The organism is Kribbella koreensis, assembly GCF_039525325.1.
GTDB classification, from domain to species: domain Bacteria; phylum Actinomycetota; class Actinomycetes; order Propionibacteriales; family Kribbellaceae; genus Kribbella; species Kribbella koreensis.
This window is the reverse complement of sequence record NZ_BAAAHK010000022.1, coordinates 175,372-194,111: the sequence shown is the minus strand read 5'-3', so window position 1 is coordinate 194,111 and position 18,740 is coordinate 175,372. Positions and strand designations below refer to the sequence as shown.

At 67.7% G+C, this 18,740-nt stretch carries 18 protein-coding genes; 13 read left to right on the top strand and 5 right to left on the bottom strand.

The window, feature by feature from the left end:
* The first annotated feature begins 74 nt into the window (after positions 1-74).
* Genes ABD116_RS38820 through ABD116_RS38805 form a run of 4 tightly spaced genes read left to right on the top strand, consistent with a single transcriptional unit; the run spans position 75 to position 5,154 of the window.
* Positions 75-914 carry a carbohydrate ABC transporter permease gene (locus ABD116_RS38820; RefSeq protein WP_343983013.1) on the top strand — a complete coding sequence of 280 codons (840 nt, stop codon included), beginning with the start codon at positions 75-77 and terminating at the stop codon, positions 912-914.
* Positions 914-1,726 (top strand): carbohydrate ABC transporter permease, encoded by an 813-nt coding sequence (locus ABD116_RS38815; RefSeq protein ID WP_343982812.1) that lies wholly within the window; start codon positions 914-916, stop codon positions 1,724-1,726. Before ABD116_RS38820 ends, ABD116_RS38815 begins: the two co-directional genes overlap by 1 nt.
* Positions 1,727-1,741: 15 nt before the next feature.
* A complete protein-coding gene (locus ABD116_RS38810; RefSeq protein WP_343982810.1) occupies positions 1,742-3,331 on the top strand; it encodes a glucoamylase family protein in 1,590 nt (529 codons plus the stop codon).
* 11 nt (positions 3,332-3,342) lie between these two features.
* Positions 3,343-5,154, top strand: coding sequence for a GH39 family glycosyl hydrolase (locus ABD116_RS38805; protein WP_343982808.1), 1,812 nt, complete (start codon positions 3,343-3,345; stop codon positions 5,152-5,154).
* On the opposite strand, the gene ABD116_RS38800 is transcribed toward ABD116_RS38805, so the two are convergent.
* Positions 5,147-5,650: a MaoC family dehydratase gene (locus ABD116_RS38800; protein ID WP_343982806.1), complete on the bottom strand. Its 504-nt coding sequence runs from the start codon at positions 5,648-5,650 to the stop codon at positions 5,147-5,149. The two genes, ABD116_RS38805 and ABD116_RS38800, sit on opposite strands and share 8 nt — an antisense overlap.
* A 179-nt stretch (positions 5,651-5,829) precedes the next feature.
* Between ABD116_RS38800 and ABD116_RS38795 the strand changes: the two genes are divergently transcribed.
* Positions 5,830-6,810 (top strand): ArsR/SmtB family transcription factor, encoded by a 981-nt coding sequence (locus ABD116_RS38795; RefSeq protein WP_343982804.1) that lies wholly within the window; start codon positions 5,830-5,832, stop codon positions 6,808-6,810.
* A gap of 27 nt (positions 6,811-6,837) precedes the next feature.
* Here the strand turns inward: ABD116_RS38795 and ABD116_RS38790 are convergent, their stop codons facing one another.
* Positions 6,838-7,356, bottom strand: a complete 519-nt coding sequence (locus tag ABD116_RS38790; RefSeq protein WP_343982802.1) for a YflT domain-containing protein — start codon at positions 7,354-7,356, stop codon at positions 6,838-6,840.
* Between the two features lie 74 nt (positions 7,357-7,430).
* Here ABD116_RS38790 and ABD116_RS38785 point away from each other — a divergent pair, with 74 nt between their 5' ends.
* The 3 genes from ABD116_RS38785 to ABD116_RS38775 all read left to right on the top strand — a co-directional run bounded on the left by ABD116_RS38785 (position 7,431) and on the right by ABD116_RS38775 (position 10,888).
* Complete coding sequence (locus ABD116_RS38785; RefSeq protein WP_343982800.1) at positions 7,431-8,537, top strand: magnesium and cobalt transport protein CorA; 1,107 nt, start codon at positions 7,431-7,433, stop codon at positions 8,535-8,537.
* Positions 8,538-8,757: 220 nt separating this feature from the next.
* Positions 8,758-9,783: an ArsR/SmtB family transcription factor gene (locus ABD116_RS38780; protein WP_343982798.1), complete on the top strand. Its 1,026-nt coding sequence runs from the start codon at positions 8,758-8,760 to the stop codon at positions 9,781-9,783.
* Between the two features lie 121 nt (positions 9,784-9,904).
* Positions 9,905-10,888 carry an ArsR/SmtB family transcription factor gene (locus tag ABD116_RS38775; protein WP_343982795.1) on the top strand — a complete coding sequence of 328 codons (984 nt, stop codon included), beginning with the start codon at positions 9,905-9,907 and terminating at the stop codon, positions 10,886-10,888.
* Here the strand turns inward: ABD116_RS38775 and ABD116_RS38770 are convergent.
* Both ABD116_RS38770 and ABD116_RS38765 read right to left on the bottom strand, forming a co-directional pair.
* Positions 10,876-12,066, bottom strand: coding sequence for an acyl-CoA dehydrogenase family protein (locus ABD116_RS38770; protein ID WP_343982792.1), 1,191 nt, complete (start codon positions 12,064-12,066; stop codon positions 10,876-10,878). The genes ABD116_RS38775 and ABD116_RS38770 overlap by 13 nt on opposite strands.
* A gap of 181 nt (positions 12,067-12,247) precedes the next feature.
* Positions 12,248-13,831: a serine/threonine-protein kinase gene (locus ABD116_RS38765; protein ID WP_343982788.1), complete on the bottom strand. Its 1,584-nt coding sequence runs from the start codon at positions 13,829-13,831 to the stop codon at positions 12,248-12,250.
* A gap of 210 nt (positions 13,832-14,041) precedes the next feature.
* On the opposite strand from ABD116_RS38765, the gene ABD116_RS38760 reads away from it, so the two are divergent.
* The 3 genes from ABD116_RS38760 to ABD116_RS38750 all read left to right on the top strand — a co-directional run bounded on the left by ABD116_RS38760 (position 14,042) and on the right by ABD116_RS38750 (position 15,838).
* Positions 14,042-14,434 (top strand): hypothetical protein, encoded by a 393-nt coding sequence (locus tag ABD116_RS38760; protein WP_343982785.1) that lies wholly within the window; start codon positions 14,042-14,044, stop codon positions 14,432-14,434.
* Positions 14,435-14,508: 74 nt separating this feature from the next.
* Positions 14,509-15,177 carry a peptidylprolyl isomerase gene (locus ABD116_RS38755; RefSeq protein WP_343982782.1) on the top strand — a complete coding sequence of 223 codons (669 nt, stop codon included), beginning with the start codon at positions 14,509-14,511 and terminating at the stop codon, positions 15,175-15,177.
* A gap of 49 nt (positions 15,178-15,226) precedes the next feature.
* A complete protein-coding gene (locus ABD116_RS38750; RefSeq protein WP_343982778.1) occupies positions 15,227-15,838 on the top strand; it encodes a VOC family protein in 612 nt (203 codons plus the stop codon).
* On the opposite strand, the gene ABD116_RS38745 is transcribed toward ABD116_RS38750, so the two are convergent.
* Positions 15,835-16,809 carry an HpcH/HpaI aldolase/citrate lyase family protein gene (locus ABD116_RS38745; protein ID WP_343982775.1) on the bottom strand — a complete coding sequence of 325 codons (975 nt, stop codon included), beginning with the start codon at positions 16,807-16,809 and terminating at the stop codon, positions 15,835-15,837. The genes ABD116_RS38750 and ABD116_RS38745 overlap by 4 nt on opposite strands.
* A 152-nt stretch (positions 16,810-16,961) precedes the next feature.
* Here ABD116_RS38745 and ABD116_RS38740 point away from each other — a divergent pair, with 152 nt between their 5' ends.
* Both ABD116_RS38740 and ABD116_RS38735 read left to right on the top strand, forming a co-directional pair.
* Positions 16,962-17,918 (top strand): LuxR C-terminal-related transcriptional regulator, encoded by a 957-nt coding sequence (locus tag ABD116_RS38740; protein ID WP_343982772.1) that lies wholly within the window; start codon positions 16,962-16,964, stop codon positions 17,916-17,918.
* On the top strand, positions 17,908-18,717 hold the full coding sequence (locus tag ABD116_RS38735) for a hypothetical protein (protein ID WP_343982768.1): 810 nt from the start codon (positions 17,908-17,910) through the stop codon (positions 18,715-18,717). Before ABD116_RS38740 ends, ABD116_RS38735 begins: the two co-directional genes overlap by 11 nt.
* Positions 18,718-18,740 lie beyond the last annotated feature (23 nt).

The following is an 18,740-nucleotide window of genomic DNA, read 5'->3' as shown; positions in this document are numbered from 1 at the left end:
CAACCGGTGGGCGAGGCGCCGGCCGGGGTCGCCGGTCGTCGGCCTCCGGCCGCCAGACGGCCGCGGCCTGGATCTTGACTCTGCCCTTTGTCGTTCTCTTCCTTGCGTTTACTGCCGGGCCGGTGCTCGGGTCGCTGGGGATGAGTTTCACCGACTTGAGGCAGCGGGATCTGCGGACTCCGTTCGCGGTCAACGGGGTCGGGTTCGACAACTATGTGAAGGCGTTGTCGGACGAGACGTTTCGGAAGGCGGCGCTCAATACGGCGTACTTCGTGCTGGTGGGCGTGCCGTTGACGCTGGCGCTCGCGCTGGCCGCGGCGGTGTTGCTGGATCGGGGCGTCAAGCGGTTCCAGAGTCTGTTCAAGGTCGCGTACTACCTGCCGGTGATCACCTCGATCGTCGCGATCGCCGTGATCTGGCGGTTCGTGCTGGCGCCGGAGTCGGGGCTGCTCAACACGGTCCTGTCCTGGGTCGGGATCGACGGGCCGAACTGGCTCGCGTCGAAGACCTGGGCGATGCCGTCGCTGATCATGATGGCCGTCTGGCGCAACTTCGGCTCCGCGATGATCATCTTCCTGGCCGGCCTGCAAGGCATCCCGGCCACCGTCGAGGAGGCCGGCCAGCTCGACGGCGCGGGCTCGTGGCAGCGGTTCCGCTACCTGATCGTCCCGTTGCTCAGGCCGACGATCCTGTTCACCAGCGTGACGACCGGGATCGGCTACCTGCAGTTCTTCGAGGAACCGTTCGTGATGACCCAGGGCGGACCTCTCAACAGCACGGTGAGTGTGTCGATGTACACCTACCAGCAGTTCGGCTTCGGCAACTACGGCGTCGCGACGGCGATGAGCTACATCCTGTTCGTCGTCATCGCCGTGATCACCTTCATCCAGTTCCGGCTGCTGAGGGAGAAGTGATGCGACGCACCTGGTGGATCTACCTGATCGCGGTCCTCGGCCTGATCGCGGTGGCCGCGCCGTTCGTCTGGATGCTGCTCGGCAGCTTCAAGACCCAGGGCGAGCTGCTCCGGGTCCCGCCGACCTGGTTGCCCGAGGCACCGACCACGCAGAACTACGACGACCTGTTCAGCAAGGCGAACTTCCCCCGGTACTTCCTCAACTCCACGATCGTCGCGCTCGCCGTGACGGCCGGCAACCTGCTGTTCTGCTCGATGGTCGGCTACGCCCTGGCGAAGCTCAACTTCCACGGCCGCAACGCGTTGTTCGTGGTCGTCCTGGGCACCTTGATGATCCCGGGCGTGGTCACCTTCGTGCCGCTGTTCGTGCTCGTCACCAACGCCGGTCTGGCCAACAGCTACCCCGGCCTGATCCTGCCGTTCCTGGTCTCGCCGTTCGGCGTGTTCCTGATGCGGCAGTTCTTCCAGGGCCTGCCCGACGACCTGATGGACGCCGCCCGGGTGGACGGCAGCGGCGAGCTCGGCATCTTCGCCCGGATCATGCTCCCGCTGACCAGGCCTGCCCTGGCCACCCTCGGGATCCTCACCTTCCTCGGCTCCTGGAACAACTTCCTCTGGCCGCTCGTGGTGGCCCAGACCGAGGAGAAATACACCCTGCCCGTCGCCCTGGCGCTGTACTCGACCGGACAGAACGCGCAGAACTTCGGCCTGCTGATGGCCGGCGCGGTCGTCGTCGTACTCCCGGTCCTGGTGATCTTCCTCGCCTTCCAGCGCCACGTCACCAAGGGCATCGCCATCACCGGCATCAAATAACCTCTGGAGGCTCGGATGACCGCCAATCTCACCCGACGCACGTTGCTAGCAGCCACGACCACCGCCGCCATCGCCGGATCCACCGGCTTACAGACCAGCTCGTACGCCGGTACGCCGGCCGCCGACCCCGGCAAACTCCTCCGCGGCAACTGGCAGCCGAGTCGCCAGGACCGTGCCCTGGTCGGCCGCTGGGCCAGGGACACCTGGCGCAGCCTCGTCGCGATGACCGACGAGCACACCGGCCTGCCCGCGGACAACATCGGCGACTCGGTGACCAGCCCGGTCCGCAGCAAGTACACGTCGCCGACCAACATCGGCGGCTACCTGTGGAGCGTCGTCGTCGCCCGCCACCTCGGCATCATCTCGCCGCAGGAGTCGCTGCGCCGGATCACCCAGACGCTGACCACGATGAAGAACGTCGACCATCACGAGCCCAGCGGCATGTTCTTCAACTGGTACGACGAATCGACCGGCGAGGTCCGCTACGTCGACCCGGACGGCACGAAGCCGATCACGCCGTTCGTGTCGAGTGTCGACAACGGCTGGTTCGCCTGTGCGCTGATGGTGGTCCGCAACGCCGAGCCGCGCGCCCGGGCGCTCGCGGACTCGCTGCTCGACAAGATGAACTTCGCCTATTACTACAACCCCGCGGCCCGGCCGGGTGGGCTGATGCGCGGTGGCTTCTTCGAGACGCCGCCGCCGGACGAGGCGACCGACAAGGGCAACCACGCCGGGACCGGCCCGGACGTGTACTACCGCAAGTTCCACTACGACACGTTGAACACCGAGGCCCGGATCGCCGGGTACGTCGGGTTCGTGCTCGGCCAGGTGCCGCACACGCAGTACTTCGCGACGTACCGGACCTTCCCGGAGAGCTGCGACTGGTCGTGGGTGGAGCAGCAGCCGGTCGGCGTACACCGGACGTATCTCGGGCTCGACGTCTTCGAGGGGACCTACTCCTATCGCGGATTCCGGCTCGTCCCGTCCTGGGGCGGCGACATGTTCGAATCGCTGATGCCTGACCTGTTCGTGCCGGAGGCGACCTGGGCGCCGCGCAGTTGGGGCATCAACCACCCGCTGACCGTGCGGGCGCAGATCGAGCACGGGCTCGACGAAGCGAAGTACGGGTACTGGGGCTTCTCCCCCGCGTCGAATCCGAAGGGCGGCTACTCGGTCTACGGAGTCGAGCCGATCGGGATGGATCCGGGCGGGTATCCGTCGGACCTGGAGGGCACCAACTTCGACAGCGGATTCGGGGACTGTCGCGTGGGCGTCAACCCGAATCCGACCTACGGCGATGGTGTGGTGACTCCGCACGCGGCCTTCCTGGCGATGGCGTACGCGCCGCGGCAGGCGATCGAGAACCTGAGCAAGATCGAGCGGGACCTGCATGCCTACGGCACCGGCGGGTTCTACGACGCGGTGGCGGTGAAGTCGGGGCTGATCGCCAAGCGCTACCTCGCGCTCGATCAGGCGATGGTGATGGGCGCCATCGGCAACGTCTTCGGCAACGACCTGATCCGGCGCAACTTCGCCGATCGGCGGGCCGAGCGAGGGATCCGGCCGTTGATCGCGATGGAGCAGTTCGGATCCGGTATCGAGTGACGGGGAGCGGCATGCAGAGCGATGCGAAGGCTGATTGGGACTCGCGGATCGCGATCCGCAGCGACGAGAGCCGTGAAGTGGAGTTGCCTGACCTGGACCCACCGGCCTGGGTGACGGCGGTCGGTGGGGCCGGGCAGGTGACGGTGGACTGGTCGCTGGTGCCGGGCGCGGTCGGGTATGTGATCCTGCGCGGGACGGGCTCGGAAGAACTCGTACCGGTCGACCATCACAGCGGTGACATCTTGTCCGTGCCGTCGCCGCCGTACGTCGACACGACCTGCACACCCGGTACGGCGTACAGGTACGCGGTGGCGAGTGTGCCGGAGGTGACCGTGCACGGCCGGCCGGGCGCATCGGCCGAAGCGACCCCCTTGGTTGCTGACGGCAAGGTTCCTGGTCTGCGGTTGATGGTGGATGCCGTTGCTGAAGGCACCGAGTTGCAGCGGCCGTGGGTGCCGATGATCGGCAGTGAGCGGCTCAGCCAGTTGCTCTGCAAGGACCTCACCGGTGGACGCGAGATCGGCGGGGAGCTCGAGGACGCGCTGCGCCGGATGCATGACGAGATCGGGGTGCGGACCGTGCGGGCGCATGCGATCTTCCACGACGACACCCATGTCTTCGGTGCTGAGGGTTACGACTTCAGCGTGGTGGACGCGATCTACGACAAGCTGCTCGGGATCGGGTTGCGGCCCGTGGTGGAGCTCGGGTTCATGCCGCGGGAGCTGGCGTCGGATCCGTCGCGGACTGTTTTCGGGTACGGCGCGATCATCTCGCCGCCGGCCTCGTACGAGCGGTGGTACGACCTGGTGCGGGCGCTGGTCGGGCATCTCGTGGAGCGGTACGGGCTGGAGGAGGTGCTGGGCTGGGACTTCGAGGTGTGGAACGAGGCGAACCTCGAGGTCTTCTGGTCCGGCACCAAGGCCGAGTGGATGCACCTGTACGACGTGAGCGCGGCCGCGGTGAAGTCCGTCGACGAGCGACTGGCCGTCGGCGGGCCGTCCTCGGCGGCGGCCGGGTGGGTGGACGATCTGCTCGCCCATGCGGCGGCGCATGGCACGCCGGTGGATTTCGTGACGACGCATACCTATGGGAGTCCGCCGCTCGACGTACAGGCTTCGCTGGATCGGCACGGGTTCAGCGAGGCGCGGATCCTGTGGACGGAGTGGGGGGTGACGCCGCGGCACTTCAACCCGATCAACGACTCGGTGTTCTCCGGGGTGTTCCTGCTGCGCGGGATGCGGTCGGCGGCCGGACGGGTGGAGGCGCTGTCCTACTGGGTGGCGTCGGACCACTTCGAGGAACTTGGCAGGCCGCCGCGCTTGCTGCACGGCGGCTTCGGCCTACAGACGGTCGGCGGGCTCGCGAAGCCGCGCTTCCACGCGATGTCCCTCCTGAGCCGGCTCGGTCCGGTCGAACTGCCGGTTGGTTTCGAAGGCGACGGCGGCGGCAGCCTGGTGGAGGCGTGGGCTTCGAGGGATCGCGACCGGATCGCCGTGCTGGTGTGGAATCTGACCCTGGATCAGTCAAAGGCGGAGGGCGCGGCCGACCTCACCCGCGAGATCACCCTCTCCTTCGCCGGAGTCGACCCGTCCTGGCAAGCATCCGCCACCTGGCTGACCCCGGGCGCCGGCTCTGGTGGCTCTGGCGACCTGGTGGCGGAGGCGGCCGCACTCGGGGTCGGCGAGTGGCCGACCGAGGAGCAGTGGGAGCAGCTCGCAGCAAGCAACCAGCTTGAGACGAAACCGCTGAAGCAAAGCGGCGAAGAGCTCACCCTGACGCTGCAAATGCCTTCAGCCGTCCTGATCGAGCTGAGGCCTAGCTGAGGGGTGTGGGGCGACCTGGTTGCTCGCCGCCGCGGGCTTCCAGGTAGGAGTTCTTGGGGACCATGACCTTGCGGGTGAAGAGGCAGACGACTGTGCCGTCTTGTTTGTAGCCCTTGGTTTGGACCTGGACTATGCCTCGGTCGTCCTTGGAGGTGGACTCCCACTTGTCGAGGACGACGGTCTCGCCGTAGATGGTGTCGCCGTGGAAGGTGGGGGCGACGTGGCGGAGGGACTCGATCTCGAGGTTGGCGATCGCTTTGCCGCTGACGTCGGGGACGGACATGCCGAGCAGGATCGAGTAGATGTAGTTGCCAACTACAACGTTCTTGCCGAACTGGGTGGTCTGCTCGGCGTAGTTGGCGTCCAGGTGCAGCGGATGGTGGTTCATCGTGAGCAGGCAGAACAGGTGGTCGTCGGACTCGGTGACCGTCTTGCCGGGCCAGTGCTTGTAGACCGCGCCGACCTCGAACTCCTCGTAACTGCGACCGAACTGCATCCCTGCTCCTTCCGATGACCCCGTCCCGAGCCCCATGCTGCCCAAAACCGGGCGCCGGCGGCAGTACCGCGCCGCGTGGCCTACCTCTCAGTAGGGTTGCGGCCGGGCGAGAGATGCATCACGCGCTGAGCCATCGGGCGGTAAGTCATCGGTAAGAGGCAGATGTTTTCCTTTGCCACATGCTGCGGATCCACTTCACGGCCGACGACCTTGCCCGTACTACGCTCGCCGCCGAGCCGGACCCGCTCTGGGAGGTACTGCTCAGCTTGCACATGCTGCAGGTGGACGACGACCCCGTGGCCTACGGCACCTGGCGGCAGCGGATGCGCCGGACCCTCCCGCGGGAGACAGTGGGTCCGCTGGCCGCGCTTGCCCCGCCGGTCGGCTACTCCCCCGACTTCCTGACGCCATCAGCCCAGTCGAGCGGGCTGGACCACGCGCTCGAGCTCATGCTGTCCGTACCCCGCCATCAACTGCGCAGCGACCTCTCCCGGCTGTCCACCCGCCGTACTGCGGCCGCCTGGGTGCGCCAGCTCGCCGAGGCTCGTCCGGAGACTCTGCACCGGCTAGGTCACTCAGTACGCGTCTACCATCGCGAGGCGCTGGCACCGTACTGGTCGTCGCTGCGGTCGGCCGTGCAGCTGGACAACCGGCGACGCATGCTGCAACTGACGGCCGGTGGTGTCGCCTCGATGCTCGAAGCCATCCATCCGCAGGCACGCTGGCGCGGTGACACGCTGGAGATCGCAGCCTTCGCCGACGAGGAGCTGCAGCTCAACGGCCGGGGCCTGCGCCTGCAGCCGTCGTACTTCTGCTGGCGAGACCCCACGAAGCTCCTGGACGCCAACCTGTCACCAGTGCTCGTGTTCCCCATCCAGCACGCCACCGGCCTACTGCAGCAGGCCAAGGAAGACGCCGACACCCAGGAGCGGCTGTCCGCCCTGGTGGGCAAGACCCGGGCGATAGTGCTGGCCCTGACCATCGAGGGCGCGACCACCACCCAGCTGGCTCGCTCCTGCAACATCACCCTCGCGACGGCCAGCCACCAGACCGCCGTACTACGCGACGCCGGCCTGATCGAGTCCCGGCGCCAGGGAAAGTCGGTGATCCACCAGGCGACCACCCTCGGCATCGCACTGCTGGACGGCCGCACTCCCTAACCAGGGCTAGCCGGAGCTAGCCCACTGCTAGTTGGTCTGCTCCGGCAGGCGCGGAGCCACCTCTCCCTTGAGGGCCAGCTTGGCCAGGTGGTTGCGGGCCTCTTCAGCGAACTTGAAGTCGCACAGGACGTCGTACGTCGTCGCCACCACCGCGGTCCGCGAGGTGAAGTCACGGCGCCCGGCGGACTGCGCGTACCCGATCGCGCCGAAGGCCATCCCGAAGACCGCGCCGAGCACCACACCGGTGACGAGCGCGGCCAGCCAGCCGCCGTTGCCGCTGGTGAACAACCCGAGCAGTACCCCGACGAACAGGCCGAACCAGGCACCGCTGGCCAGCCCCGCGGTGAGCGCCCGGCCCCAGGTCAGTCGCCCGGTGATCTTCTCCACCTGGCGCAGGTTGTTGCCGACGATGGTGGTGTGCTCGACCGGGAACTTCTCGTCCGAGAGGTAGTCGACCGCTCGCTGTGCCTCCCGGTAGGTGTCGTAGGTCCCGATCGTCAGGCCGGTCGGCCGGGGGTCTATCGAACCCATGCCCTGCGTGGTCATCGTCGTTCCTCTCGCTTGCGTCCAACTCCATCATTGCCGACGACTGGTGACGGCACATTGATAGCCTCGCCTCGATGGCCGGGCGGAAGTGGGACATGGGCGCGACACGCCGGGTAGGACGCGTCTTCGCGCGACGTCCCCCGGGTGCTGACGCACCGCTGGATCTGGTCGGCAGCGGCAAGCTGGACGGCGCCCTGGTCGACTGGGCCTACTACCGCGACGGCCGTCGCGACACCAGGATCGGATCGTATGTCGACGCGCTCACCCGGGCCAGGCGTGGCGACGGCTTCGTCTGGATCGGCCTGTTCGAGCCGAACGAGCATCAGCTGGCAGTGGTCGGCAACCAGTTCGGCCTGCACAAGCTGGCTCTGGAGGACGCGACCGAGGCGCACCAGCGCCCCAAGCTGGAGCGGTACGGCGACACGTTGTTCGCAGTACTGAAGACAGTCCGGTATGTCCCGCACGACGACCTGACCGCCACCAGTGAGGTGGTGGAGTCCGGTGAGGTGATGGTGTTCTGCGGTCCCGGCTTCGTGATCACCGTGCGGCACGGGGACCACGGCGAGCTGACTGGACTGCGGCAGGAGCTGGAGAAGGCGCCCGAGCGACTGGCCGCCGGACCGGGTGCTGTTCTGCACGCGATCACCGACCACGTGGTGGACAGCTACCTGGCGGTGGCGGACGCGGTACAGGCCGATATCGACCTGATCGAGATCGAGATGTTCAGCCCGCGCGGCTGGCGCAACATCGACCGGGTCTACCAGCTCAAGCGCGAGGTACTGGAGCTGAAGCGGGCAGTGGCCCCGCTGACCGGCCCGATGCGGCTGCTGTCGACGCTGCCGCACCCGATGATCGGTGACGACATCCGCAACTACTTCCGCGACGTCGACGACCACCTGTTGCGGGTGAAGGAGCAGGTCATCTCCTTCGACGAGCTGCTCAGCTCGATCCTGCAGGCCGGGCTGGCCCAGGTGCAGGTGTCGGAGAACGACGACATGCGCCGGATCTCGGCCTGGGTCGCGATCATCGCGGTGCCGACGCTGGTCGCCGGCGTCTACGGGATGAACTTCGACAACATGCCCGAGCTGGGCTGGCACTACGGGTACTACGGCGCGCTCGGGCTGATGGCAGTCGCCTGCACCGTGCTCTACCTGCTGTTCAAGCGCAATCGGTGGCTGTGACACCTCGTTGTCACCCAATCACCACCCGTACACATTGAGCGGTGAGTTGGCAACCTCGTGCCATGGCCGCCACTGCCCCGGCGCAGTGAGACAGATCCGGTTGTTGTTGGCCCCATCCGCCTGATTCAATCGACGGGTCGCTTTCGGTCAGCGATCCGCCACATTCTGCGACCGACGGCATCTGGGGGATGTCGTGACGCTCAGGATCAGGGAGGGCCCCATGCTCCGCATACATTTCACGCCGCGCGATCTCGCCCGGACGACGGTCTCCACCAAGCCCGCGCCGTCGTGGGAGATCTTGCTCAGCCTGCACATGCTGCAGCACTCCGAGGGCCGGCTGATCTTCGAGGACTGGCGCCGCTCGATCCGGACCAAGGTGACCCCGGACCAGATGCGGCTGCTGCTCGAGCTGACCCCGGCCAAGGGCTACTCACCCGACTTCCTCACCCCGGCCGCGTCCGCACCGGACTTCGAGACCGGGCTGGACCTGATGCTGTCGACGCCGAAGGCGCAGCTGCGCAGCCAATTGGAGCTGCTGAGCAAGTACCGGCCGGTCTCGCCGTGGACCCGCGAGCTCGCCCACGGCGACAGCAGTTCGCTGCACAAGCTCGGCCGGGCCATCCGGTCGTACCACGACGCCGCGATCGCGCCGTACTGGAAGTCGATCGGCACGCACGTGTCCGCCGACCACTCGCACCGCGGCGAGGCGCTGGCCCGGCACGGGGTCGACCGGCTGCTGTCGACGCTGCACCCGCGGGTCCGCTGGGTCGCGCCGGTGCTGCAGGTGCTGGACATGAACGATCGCGACCTCTACCTGGACGGCCGTGGCATCGAGCTACAGCCGTCCGCGTTCTGCTGGCAGGTGCCGACCAAGCTGCGGGATCCGGAGCTCAAGCCGATCCTGGTCTACCCGATCCAGCACGCGCCGGGCATCCTGCGCCAGTCGTCACTCGAGTCGGCCTCCTCGGACGTCCTGGGCTCGTTGCTCGGCTCCACCCGGGCAGCCGCTCTGGAAGCCACGGTGACCGGCTGTACGACGACAGAGCTGGCCCGTCGCTGCAAGATCTCCCCAGCCGCGGCCAGCCACCAAGCGACCGTGCTGCGCGAGGCAGGGTTGATCACCACGCGTCGGGTGGGCGCATCCGTGCGGCATGAGGTCACCCAACTGGGGATCTGGCTGCTGTCCGGCCACGGCTCGGGCAGTGTGCGGCCGCGTGTCGCAGTACCGGATGCCCTGGTGCGCTAGGACTCTTCTGCTCGGCCGCCAGCCGCAGGCTGGCAGATTACCGCGAGTGGCCCTTCTGCGTGACAGGCTGCTGACAGGGTGTTTTCGGCAGGATTGAAGCACCTAGGAGGGGGCGTTTCTCTTGTTGCGGATCCACTTCACCAGTCAGGACCTGACCCGTACGACGCTGGCCGAGGAACCCGACCCGATGTGGGAGGTGCTGCTGAGCCTGCACCAGCTCCAGGGGCGCGACGGCGCAGGCCAGTACGGCTACTGGCGTGAGCGCACGCGGCGGCAGTTCCCGCGGCATGCGGAGCGGCTGCTGCACCTGACGCCGCCCCGCGGCTACTCGCCCGACTTCCTGACTCCCCCGCCCGCCGGCGGCTCCTTCGACGACGCCGTCGAGCAGGTGCTGTCCACTGCGCCCCGCCGGATCAACCAGGAGCTGGAGATGGTCCGGCGGCCCGGATCGAGCTGGACCCGGGACCTGGCAGTGGGGCGGCGCGACGCGCTCAACGGGTTGGGGCAGGCGCTCCAGATCTACCACCGGCATGCGATCGCGCCGTACTGGGACTCCATCCGCGCCTCTGTCCGGAGCGATCTGCACCAGCAGGTGAGCAGGCTGACCACCTCCGGAGTAGACGACCTGCTGAGCAACCTGCACCCCGCAGTGCGGTGGGAGCGGCCGGTCCTGAAGATCATGGGCTTCGCCGAGCGGGACCTGCACCTGGAGGGCCGCGGACTGCGGCTGCAGCCGTCCGTGTTCTGCTGGCGCACGCCTACCAAGCTGCGCGACCCGCAGCTCTCACCAGTGCTGGTCTATCCGGTCCGGGAAGCCCCAGGGATGCTGCACCTCACGAGTGTGGAGTCCCGTACCGAGCCACTGGCCGCCCTGCTCGGCACTACTCGAGCATCCGCACTAGCGGCCATCTCAGATGTCTGTACGACGACCGAGCTGGCCCGGCGCTGCGACATCTCCCTGGCCGGGGCGAGCCGCCAGGCGGGCATCCTGCGCGAGGCAGGGCTGATCACCACCCGCAGGGCGGGTCAGGCGGTCCTGCACGACCTGACCCCGCTCGGCAAAGCGTTGCTCGACGGCTCAGACCTGCCGATTCACAACTTGTAGTCCTCGAGGAGACGGCGGCCGATGATCATCCGCTGGATGTCGGCCGTTCCCTCCCCGATCAGCAGCATCGGCGCCTCGCGGTACAGGCGCTCGATCTCGTACTCCTTCGAGAACCCGTAGCCGCCGTGGATCCGGAACGAGTCCTCGACCACCTGTGAGCAGTACTCGCTGGCCAGGTACTTCGCGACGCCGGCCTCGAAGTCGTTGCGCGAACCGGAGTCCTTCTTCCGGGCCGCCTTGACCATCAGCTCGTGGGCGGCCTCGACCTTGACCGCCATGTCGGCCAGCCGGAACAGCACCGCCTGGTGCTCGGCGATCTTCTTGCCGAACGTCTCGCGCTGCTGGGCGTAGGAGATGCCGAGCTCGAACGCCCGCCGGGCCACCCCACAGCCGCGGGCGGCGACGTTGACCCGGCCGACCTCGACGCCGTCCATCATCTGGTAGAAACCCTTGCCCGGTACGCCGCCGAGGATCTGGTCCGCCGCGATCTCGTACCCGTCGAAGATCAGCTCGGTCGTGTCGACGCCCTTGTAGCCCATCTTCTCGATCTTGCCCGGCACGGTCAGGCCCTTGTCGACCTCGCCGAAGCCCGGCTCCTTCTCGACCAGGAAGGTGGTCATGTTCTTGTAGACCGAGTCCGAACCCTCGTCGGTCTTGGTCAGCACCGCCACCAGGTTGGCGCTACCGCCGTTCGTCAGCCACATCTTCTGGCCGTTGATCGTGTAGGTGTCGCCGTCTTTCACCGCTTTGGTCTTGATCGCGGCGACGTCGGAGCCGCAGCCGGGCTCGGACATCGAGAACGCGCCACGGACCTCGCCGGTCGCCATTCTCGGCAGGTACTTCTGCTTCTGCTCGTCGGTGCCGTGCTGGATCAGCATGTACGCGACGATGAAGTGCGTGTTGATGATGCCGGACACGCTCATCCAGCCGCGGGCGATCTCCTCGACGCAGAGCGCGTAGGTGAGCAGCGACTCCCCCAGGCCGCCGTACTCCTCGGGGATCATCAGCCCGAACAGGCCGAGCTCCTTGAGGCCCTCGACGATCTGGGTCGGGTACTCGTCCTTGTGCTCCAGCTCGGTCGCGACCGGCAGGATCTCGGACTCGACGAAGGCACGCACCGTCTTCAGGATCTCTTCCTGGATGTCGGTGAGTCCCTCGGTCTGCTGCAACCTGCTCATCAGCGGCGCTCCTTCGGTCGGCCCACGTCGACACTACTCGCGAGTATCGCGGGTCCCCCAGCATGCTCGCCACCACCGACACCCGCTGTGACACCGACCACGCCCCAACAGTCACCTGCCTCACGCCACCGCGACCTGGTACTCCGCCGTGCCGGTTGCTAGGAGGTGCGGGGTGCCGTGGCTAGTTGCGGTTCCAGCCGTTGCCGGTGTCGCCGTCGTTGTTCTCGGCGCGCAGGGCCGCGCCGACGGCGGCGAACATGCCGGAGATCTGCGGCGTCGACTGCCAGCGGCCCTGCTGCTGAGCCTCGATCAGCCGCTGCCTGGCCTGCTGGTACTGCTCCACGGCCTCGCCGGTGTCGCCCTCGTCGAGCGCCTTGGCTGCCTGCTCCAGATCCTTGGCGGCCTCTTGCACGGTCCGCTTGGCGTGCTCCTGCTTGTGATCCCGAACCATCTGGGCCAGCGTCCGCAGTGCCGCCGAGGTGTTGTTCTGCGGCTTCGACGGCTTCTTGGTCGGCGTCTCTTTCGGCGTCGGCTTCTTACTGGGCGTCTTGCTCGGGGTAGGCGTAGGAGTCGCCTTCGGCTTGGCTACCGCCTTCACCGTGGTCGAGGGCGTAGTCGACGGCACTCCCCCGGCCTCAGCCGGCGTATCCGAAGACACACCCTCCCGCAGCAGCGCGGCAATCATCACCCCGACCACCAACACAGCAGCCCCGACCAGCACCCGCGTAAAGGTCACCCGCCGCTTACTAGGCTCCTCCCGCTCCGGATGCTCATCGAACGCTCCCGCAGGCAGCAGCCCCGCAGCAGCCGGCGGCTGCCCGTCCCCCGAGCCTGCACCGGCCGGCCCATCTCCGTAGCCGGCCCCGGCAGCCAGCGCATCGGCTGGGCTCGCCGGTCCCACTCCCACTCCTCCCGCAGGGAGTGGGAGGACTCGAGTGCTGTTGTCGACTGTTTGGGCCGCGGCAGCCGTCGGCACCAGGTAGGCGGCTAGCGCTGTGGTGGAGGAAGGGCGGGCTGCTGGGTCTTTGGCCAGTAGGTGCATGACCAGGTCGGCCAGACCGGGCACTGTGTCGGTACGGCGTACTGGGACTGGGGTCGCGTCCAGGTGTTGGTGCATGACGTCCATGACGTCTGCGCCGACGAAGGGAGTGGTGCCCTCGAGTAGTTCGTAGAGAACGCAGCCCAGTGCGTACCAGTCGCTGGCAGGGGTCGCGCGCTCGCCGCGGACCTGCTCCGGCGAGACGTAGCCCGCAGTACCGAGCAGGACCGGACCGGTGGCGCCGTCTGCTCCGCTTGCCTGGGCGATGCCGAAGTCGGTGATCTTGAGCGTGCCGTCGGGGGCCAGCAGGAAGTTGGCCGGTTTGACGTCGCGGTGCACGATCCCGGCCGCATGGGCCGCGTCCAATGCGCGCGCGCCCTGCATCGCGATGTCGGCGACGAAGCGCTCGGACGGCAGGCCCTTGGTGCGGAGCAACTGCGCCAGGTCGGGGCCGTCGACGAGTTCCATCACCAGGAAGACCTGGCCGTTCGCAGTACCGACGTCGTACGTCGCGACCACGTTGGGGTGGGTCAACCGCGCCGCCGCCTGCGCCTCGGTGCGGAATCGCTCGACGGCGTCCATCTGGTCGCCTTCGAGCCGGCGCAGCAGTTTCACCGCCACCGGACGGGCCAGGACCGAGTCCTCGCCCCGCCACACCTCGCCTGCGCCGCCATGCCCCAACGGAGCCAGCAATCGATAGCGCCCCGCGAGTACCTCGCCGTTCACACCCAACACCTCACAGTCAGCCGGATCGCCGCCCCACCCTAGGCGGCTCGTCCATCAGGTGCGAGTCCACAGCGAATTACTTCAGCAAACCTTTGAGCTGCTCGGTTAGACCAGCGTCAAAAAGCATTGCTCCGGCACGCTCACACTGGCACCTTTCGTGACGCCACCGTCGCAGTGCGCGACGACTCGTCTTCACGAAAGGACAGGTCCTTGACTCTTTCTCGCTTCGCCCGGCGGATCGCTGCCGCGGGAACCGGACTGCTGCTCGCCGGCACCACCTTCGTCACCGTCGGCGCGCCCACCGCATCCGCGGCCGGCCACGGGGCCGGCTTCTACGGCGTCTGGGCCGACGGCGTCGCCGTCCGCGGTGTCACCGGCGAGCAGTGCAGCCTGTACCCCGGACCGTTCAACTGCCCGAACGTCATCGACACCGTCAACTCGTGGAGCGTCGTCAAGATCTTCTGCCAGAACAGCGCCGGAACCGTCGTCGGCGGTAACCCGTACTGGGTCTGGGTCGAGACCCCGAACAACATCCGCGGCTACATGTCGAGCTACTACATCGAGAACGCGACGAACAGCATCGACGGCCTGGAGGAGTGCTGACCCAGCGTCCTGTCACCGGAAACCACGCCGGTTTCCGGTGACAGCGCTGTCATGTCAGGACTAGGTTGGCGACCATGTTGCGCAGACTGAGTTTGCTGGTCGTGGCCGGCCTTGCCGCCGCGACCCTTACGTCCACCACCGCGAACGCCGCGTCCGCAGTACCGGCCGGGCACCAGCGGCCGACCGTGCGGTGCGAGTTCACGCCGACGCCGGAGAACCCGGCCGCCAAGCCGGTCACCGTGCCGAAGGCGAAGGCGCTCGCGAAGGGCACGGTCGACGTGTTCTTCGTGACCAACTACGGGCCGTTCGTGGTGCGGATGGACCGGGCCAACGCGCCGTGCGGGGTGTCCAGCTTCGTCCACCTGGTGAACAGCCGGTTCTACGACCGGACGCAGTGCTTCCGGCTGACGAACTCGGCCCGGCTCGGCGTCCTGCAATGCGGTGACATCTACCGCCAGGAGGAGGGCGGGCCGGGGTACAAGTTCCCCGACGAGGTGACCGGCAAGGAGACCTACCCGCGCGGCACCGTTGCTATGGGCAACCAAGGGCCGGGGACCAACGGCAGTGAGTTCTTCGTCGTGCACTCGTTCGCCAACATCCCGCCGAACTACACCGTGCTCGGGCACGTGATCTTCGGGATGTCCACCTTCGACCGGATGGTCAAGGCCGGCATCGCCGACCCGGACCAGGACGGCCCGCCCACCTACCCGATCCGCATCCTCAAGGTCCTCACCTTGGGCTGAGTCCCCTTGGGGGAGGGTAATTCGGGCGGCCGCGGGCTAGCTTGAAGGCGTGACCACACGACGCGGTCGCCCGCGGCATCCCGACGTACTGACTCCTGCCGAGTGGCGGGTGGTGGACGCGGTCCGGCACGGGTTGTCGAACCGGCAGATCGCCGCCCGCCGCGGGATCAGCGTCGACGCGGTCAAGTTCCACGTCGCCAACGCGTTGCAGAAGCTCGGGCTGGATCGCCGGGCCGAGCTGCGCGGCTGGCGTGGAATACCAGTCGGCAGCGCGCTGCGAGAGGGAGTCTGCGGGATGGCAGTCCAGCTAGGCGTGATCGGGCAGATCTCGCGACCTGTCCGCGACATCCAGGTCGCCGTTCGGTGGTACGGGGAAGTGCTCGGGTTGCCGCATCTCTACACCTTCGGCGACCTGGCGTTCTTCGACTGCGGTGGGACCCGGCTCTTCCTGAGCGCGAGCGACGAGGCGGTCGGTGAACCTTCGGTCCTGTACTTCCGGGTCGATGACATCAACGCGGCGTACGACGAACTGGTCGCGCGCGGCGTCACCTTCGAGGCGGCGCCGCATCTGATCCACAAACATGACGACGGGGTCGAGGAGTGGATGGCGTTCTTCCCCGACCCCGACGGACATCTGCTGGCGCTGATGTCCCAGGTCTAGTCTTCGGGCTTCCAGACGTCCGTGCGGGTCATCCCGGCGGCGCGGCCCTTGGCGGAGATGACCAGGGCCATCTTGCGGGAGGCCTCGTCGATCATCTCGTCGCCCAGCATCACCGCGCCGCGGGCACCGCCGGCGGCCGAGGTGTAGTGGTCGTAGGCGTCGAGGATGTTCTCGGAGTGGTCGTAGTCCTCCTGCCGCGGCGAGAAGACCTCGTTGGCGGCAGCGATCTGGTCGGGGTGCAGCACCCACTTGCCGTCGAAGCCGAGGGCGGCGGCGCGGCCGGCCACCCGACGAAAGCCGTCGACGTCCTTGATCTGCAGGTACGGGCCGTCGATCGCCTGCTTGCCGTAGGCGCGGGCCGCCATCAGGATCTGCATCAGGATGTAGTGGTAGGCGTCGCCGACGTCGTACCCGGGCGGCTGCTCGCCGACCACCAGCGACTTCATGTTGATCGACGCCATGAAGTCGGCCGGCCCGAAGATGATCGTCTCGACCCGCGGCGAGGCGGCCGCGATCGCGTTCACGTTGGTCAGCCCGAGCGCGTTCTCGATCTGCGCCTCGATCCCGATCCGGCCCTGCTCGTAGCCGTGCACCTTCTCCAGCTGGGTCAGCAGCAGGTCGAGCGCGACCACCTGCTCGGCGGTCTGCACCTTCGGCAGCATGATGCAGTCGAGGTTGGCGCCGGCCCCGGCCACCACCTCGATCACGTCGCCGTAGGTCCACTCGGTGGTCCAGTCGTTCACCCGGACCACGCGGATCTTGTTCCCCCAGCCGCCCTCGTTCAGCGCGGCGACGACGCTCTTGCGCGCGTCCACCTTCGCGATCGGCGCGACCGAGTCCTCCAGGTCGAGGAACACCTGGTCGGCGTCCAGGCCCTTGGCCTTCTCCAGGAAACGCGGGTTCGAGCCCGGTGTCGCCAGGCAAGAACGCCTGCTCCGGAGGGCCTTGCTGGTGGTCGTCTCGTCAGCCATCGCCGCATCCTTCAGTCCGGTTACCCGTCGGTCACTCGCAGCGTACGGCGAAACCGCGGGCCGTACCTCGGTGACATCCCTCACGCCCGAAGGGGATGTGTCCGGGGTCACCGGCTCCCGGACGACCCCAGGCGTGAGCGATGATCGGTGCTGTGCTGGAGCCTCTCGGACTAACTCGTGCTGAGCAGGACCTCTACGAAGACCTGGTATCGCGGCTGCCGGTGACCGAGGCGGAGGTCAGTGACCCCGCTGCCGCGAAGCGCCTGGTCGAGCTCGGTCTGCTCTCCCTGATGCCCTCCAACCCGCCTCGCTACCTGGTACTGCCGCCAGACATCGCCCTGGAACTCCTGCTCCGGGACCGCGAGCTGGAGTTGGCCAAGGCGCGGCAGGAGACGGTGCTGCTCGCCACCAGCTTCCACACCAGTACTACGCGCAGCGAGCCGGCCGAGCTGATCGAAGTACTCCGGGGTGAGCCTGAGATCGCAGCGGGCATCGAACGGCTGGTCCGGAGCGCCAGGAGTGAGGTCTGCTTCTCGGACGCGCCGCCGTTCATGGCTGACCCGAGTCAAGTCCACCAGAACGAGCTGGAGCACCTCCGCGAGGGCATCTCGTTCCGGATCCTCTACGACCGGAAGGGGTCCGTCGACCGGCCCGGGCGGCTGGCGTCGCGGGTCAGCGGCGTCAACGACGGCGAGCGGGCCCGGGTGGGCGAGGTACCGCTCAAGCTGATCCTGACCGACGGGCCGATGGCGTTCGTGCCGATCGACATCGGCGCCAGCCAGTACTCCGCAGCGCTGCTGATCCACGACCCGACGCTGGTGGCGACTCTGCAGGCGCTGTTCGAGCTGCTGTGGAGCAGGGCCGTCCCACTGGCCACGTACGCCGGGCAGTCTGGCCGTACGGACCGTCCGACCGAGCAGGAGCGGGAGTTGCTCGCCCTGCTGATGTCAGGGCTCACGGACAGTGAGACGGCGACTCAGTTGGGCTGGACCGAGCGCAATGTCCGCTCCCGGATCGAGCGGATGCGTCAGCGGCTTGGCGCCGACACCAGGTTCCAGGCGGGCCACCAGGCCGTACTCCGGGGATGGCTGGACTCACATGACGGATGACCTCGCAGTACTCGGCCTGACGCCGGCCGAGCAGGCGGCGTACCGGGCGCTGATCGCGCATCAGCCTGTACCGGCCGGTGAGGTGTTGACGGCCCTGGTGGACAAGGGGTTGGCGACGCCTGTCGACGGCGGGCATGAGGCGGTGGCGCCGGACATCGCGCTGGAGGTGCTGATCCTCGACCGGGAGCGGCAGCTGCGGGAGGCCCGCGAGCACATCTCGTCGCTCATGGCTGCCTATCGCAAGCATGTGACGGCGCCACGGCCGACGCTGCTCGAATACGTCGGGGATGCCGCTGCTGTGCGACAGCGGATCGTGCAGGTCCAGCAGGCGGCGCGGCTGGAGGTGCGTCGGCTGATCCGGACTCCGCAGGTGCCTCTTGAGGTTCACGTCGAATGCCGGACGATCTACGAGACAGCAGCGTTGCAGCCGGATCCGTGTGGCGAGGTGCGGGTGGTGCCGACGCTGCCGGTGGAGCTCTACCTCGTCGACGACCGCATGGCGTTGATCATGCTCGGCGAGGACCGCGCTGCGATTCTTCAGCCGTGTGGGTTGCTCGATGCGTACCAAGAGCTGTTCGAGCGGCTGTGGGAGCGGGCGCTGCCTGCTGTGCCCGACGAGGAGGCAGAGGCTCGCTTGCTGACCTCGCTGCTGCTGTCGGGGCTCTCGGACGGGCAGATCGCTCGTGAACTCGGGGTGAGCCCGCGGACGGCGCAGCGGAAGCTCGCTGGGCTGATGCAGGAGCTGGGCGCGCAGACCCGGTTCCAGGCCGGGGCACAGGCGGCTCTGCGCGACCTCTGACCGCTTGCCCAGGTGGTGTGACA

Bases quoted from the DNA above. Each gene is read 5' to 3' on its own strand.
- ABD116_RS38815 (WP_343982812.1), top strand. From the start codon at position 914: ATGCGACGCACCTGGTGGATCTACCTGATCGCGGTCCTCGGCCTGATC.
- ABD116_RS38810 (WP_343982810.1), top strand. From the start codon at position 1,742: ATGACCGCCAATCTCACCCGACGCACGTTGCTAGCAGCCACGACCACC.
- ABD116_RS38805 (WP_343982808.1), top strand. From the start codon at position 3,343: ATGCAGAGCGATGCGAAGGCTGATTGGGACTCGCGGATCGCGATCCGC.
- ABD116_RS38800 (WP_343982806.1), bottom strand. From the start codon at position 5,650: ATGCAGTTCGGTCGCAGTTACGAGGAGTTCGAGGTCGGCGCGGTCTAC.
- ABD116_RS38795 (WP_343982804.1), top strand. From the start codon at position 5,830: ATGCTGCGGATCCACTTCACGGCCGACGACCTTGCCCGTACTACGCTC.
- ABD116_RS38790 (WP_343982802.1), bottom strand. From the start codon at position 7,356: ATGACCACGCAGGGCATGGGTTCGATAGACCCCCGGCCGACCGGCCTG.
- ABD116_RS38785 (WP_343982800.1), top strand. From the start codon at position 7,431: ATGGCCGGGCGGAAGTGGGACATGGGCGCGACACGCCGGGTAGGACGC.
- ABD116_RS38780 (WP_343982798.1), top strand. From the start codon at position 8,758: ATGCTCCGCATACATTTCACGCCGCGCGATCTCGCCCGGACGACGGTC.
- ABD116_RS38770 (WP_343982792.1), bottom strand. From the start codon at position 12,066: ATGAGCAGGTTGCAGCAGACCGAGGGACTCACCGACATCCAGGAAGAG.
- ABD116_RS38755 (WP_343982782.1), top strand. From the start codon at position 14,509: ATGTTGCGCAGACTGAGTTTGCTGGTCGTGGCCGGCCTTGCCGCCGCG.
- ABD116_RS38745 (WP_343982775.1), bottom strand. From the start codon at position 16,809: ATGGCTGACGAGACGACCACCAGCAAGGCCCTCCGGAGCAGGCGTTCT.
- ABD116_RS38735 (WP_343982768.1), top strand. From the start codon at position 17,908: ATGACGGATGACCTCGCAGTACTCGGCCTGACGCCGGCCGAGCAGGCG.